This is a genomic window from Rhodopseudomonas sp. (assembly GCF_036404135.1).
Lineage (GTDB): Bacteria > Pseudomonadota > Alphaproteobacteria > Rhizobiales > Xanthobacteraceae > Rhodopseudomonas_A.
Genome location: NZ_DASWPE010000024.1, coordinates 1 through 2,411, shown reverse-complemented (window position 1 = coordinate 2,411; position 2,411 = coordinate 1). Strand labels below are relative to the sequence as shown.

The window sequence follows — 2,411 nt, the reverse complement described above, 5'->3', positions numbered from 1 at the left end:
TCGATATAGTCATCGCCGCGTTTGACGAAATACATCGGCACGTCGAGCGCGTAATCGACCCAACGCTCATAGCCCATGCCGTCCTCGAACGCCCAGGGGATCATGCCGGCGCGGGCATTGTCCGTGTCGCGCCAAATCTCGGAGCGAAACGACAGCAGGCCGTTCGGCTTGCCTTCGGTAAAGGGCGAGTTGGCGAACAACGCCGTCGCGACGGGCTGCAACGCGACCGACGTGCGCAGCTTCTTGACCATGTCGGCTTCGGACGAGAAATCGAGATTGGTCTGGACCGTGCAGGTCCGGTACATCATGTCGAGGCCGTATTGGCCGACCTTCGGCATGTAATTGGTCATGATGTTGTAGCGGCCCTTCGGCATCACCGGAATCTCAGCCCGCGCCCATGACGGAGTCATGCCGAGGCCGAGGAAGCCGATGCCGAGCGGGGTCGCCACCTCGCGGACCTGCGCCAGATGCGCCATCAGTTCGGAATGGGTCTGGTGGATGGTCTCCACCGGCGCGCCGGAGAGTTCGAACTGGCCGCCCGGCTCCAGCGAAATCGCGCCGCCGCCGGTGACGTCGTACAGCCCGATGATGTTGCCGCGCTCCATGATCGGCTCCCAGCCGAGCAACAGCTGCATGCCTTCGAGCAGGGCGCCGATGCCGCGCGCCCCTTCGTATGGTACCGGCTGGTGGCCCTTGAGCGTGAACGGGGTCTTTTCGTGCTCGGTGCCGATGCGGAATTCGGACGCCGGCTTGCTGCCGGCCTCCAGCCACGCCACGAGTTCGTCGCGCGATTGCAACGGCGTCATATCGATTTGGTCACGCGCCATGAAAATTCCGGAAGCAAGGCGCAGCGATGGATTGTGCGCGGGGGCAGGGGCGGGCGCGATCGCCCGCTGTGGCGGAGGGGTGCAAGTCTATCATCGGGCGGCTGCGGCGTCTTTACCGGCAGCCTGTACCGCATCGCAGGAGCAGCCGAGCCGGTCAAGCAGCGCGCACAGCCGCGCTGCGTCGGCATCCGACAGTTTGCAGCCGACGTGCTTTTCGATCGCGGCGGAATAGGCGCTGCCCATCCGCTTCTGCAGCTCGCGCCCGGCCTCGGTGATTTCGACGAACTGGCCGCGCTTGTCCATCTTGCATTCGTGGCGCGCCGCGAGCCCTTCCTCGACCAGCCGGTCGATCAGCCGCGAGGTCGAATATTGCGGGATCAGCATCTGCTTTTCCAGCTCGACCGGGCGCAATTCGCCGGACGGCGCCCGCGACAATTCGACCAGCGCGTCGTACCAGGCGAGCGGCGGGAAGCCGGCCTTCTTCAACTCCTGCTCGACGGCGCCCAGCACCCGGCTCTGGATCCGCATCAGGCGAATCCAGGCCCCGGTCGCTTCGGTCGATGGCTTGCGTTTCATCGCATGGTCCATAGCATCATCGCAGTGTACCGCAATAAATGCAGTTGCATCAACTTGACTATTTCATGCCGGCGCATTTAATCGCGGCGTCTGGCCCAAGCCGACGTGGCTAAAAAGGAAATCCTTCTATGAAGCTGTATTATTCGCCCGGTGCCTGCTCGCTGTCGCCCCATATCGCGCTGCTGGAGGCCGGTTTGCCCTACGATCTGGTCAAGGTCGACATCCGGGCCAAGAAAACCGAGACCGGCGACGATTTCCTGGCGGTCAACCCGAAGGGCCAGGTGCCGGCGCTCGGGCTCGACAGCGGCGAGGTGATCACCGAGGGCCCGGTGATCGTGCAGGTGATCGCCGATCTGGCGGCGGCGAAGCATCTGGCGCCCGCCAGCGGCACCCACGAGCGCTACAAGCTGTTGGAATGGTTGAACTTCATCACCACCGAGCTGCACAAAGGGTTCAGCCCGCTGTTCCAGCCGACGATCCCCGACGAGGTCAAGGTGTTCTTCAAGGAGCGGCTGATGGGCAAGTTCAAATATCTCGACGGTCAGCTGGCCGGTCACGATTACCTGATGGGCAGCCAGTTTACCGTCGCCGACGGCTACCTGTTCACGGTGCTGCGCTGGGCCGAGGCGATGAAGTTCGACCTCTCGGCGCTGCCGGCGCTGACCGCCTACAAGGCCCGCGTCGCGGCGCGGCCGATGGTGCAGCAGGCGCTCAGCAAGGAAGGCCTGACGAAGGCCGCGGCGTAACGCCGATCTTCGCCTTTGACGACAAAGGGCCGGATCGACGATCCGCCCCTTTATTTTGCGGTCGAGTTTGAGCGAAGAGGCGCGGGAGCCGGTGCGCGCTCCCTCTCCCCGCTTGCGGGGTGAGGGGTGGGGTGAGGGGGCGTTTCAACAAGGCCGCCCTCGGTGAAATGCCCCCTCACCCGGATCATCGCTTCGCGACGATCCGACCTCTCCCCGCGAGCGGGGAGAGGTGAGGCCGTGCCTGATATAGTCGGCTCAGTCC

At 64.3% G+C, this 2,411-nt stretch carries 3 protein-coding genes; 1 reads left to right on the top strand and 2 read right to left on the bottom strand.

Features of this window, described 5'->3' with window-relative positions; translation table 11 throughout:
• Together VGC77_RS03055 and VGC77_RS03050 are read right to left on the bottom strand one after the other, a co-directional pair.
• Nucleotides 1–827, bottom strand: an 827-nt coding sequence (locus tag VGC77_RS03055; RefSeq protein ID WP_331170091.1) for a glutamate--cysteine ligase, incomplete at its 3' end; no start/stop codon positions are given.
• A 90-nt stretch (nt 828–917) separates the two neighbouring features.
• Nucleotides 918–1,403 (bottom strand): helix-turn-helix domain-containing protein, encoded by a 486-nt coding sequence (locus VGC77_RS03050; protein ID WP_331170090.1) that lies wholly within the window; start codon nt 1,401–1,403, stop codon nt 918–920.
• A gap of 128 nt (nt 1,404–1,531) precedes the next feature.
• Here VGC77_RS03050 and gstA point away from each other — a divergent pair, with 128 nt between their 5' ends.
• The gene (gstA, locus tag VGC77_RS03045; RefSeq protein ID WP_331170089.1) at nt 1,532–2,149 is read left to right on the top strand and encodes a glutathione transferase GstA; all 618 of its coding nucleotides are present in this window, start codon (nt 1,532–1,534) and stop codon (nt 2,147–2,149) included.
• Nucleotides 2,150–2,411: the final 262 nt, after the last annotated feature.

Coding starts and splice junctions, on each gene's coding strand:
- VGC77_RS03050 (WP_331170090.1), bottom strand. CDS start 1,403: ATGAAACGCAAGCCATCGACCGAAGCGACCGGGGCCTGGATTCGCCTG.
- gstA (WP_331170089.1), top strand. CDS start 1,532: ATGAAGCTGTATTATTCGCCCGGTGCCTGCTCGCTGTCGCCCCATATC.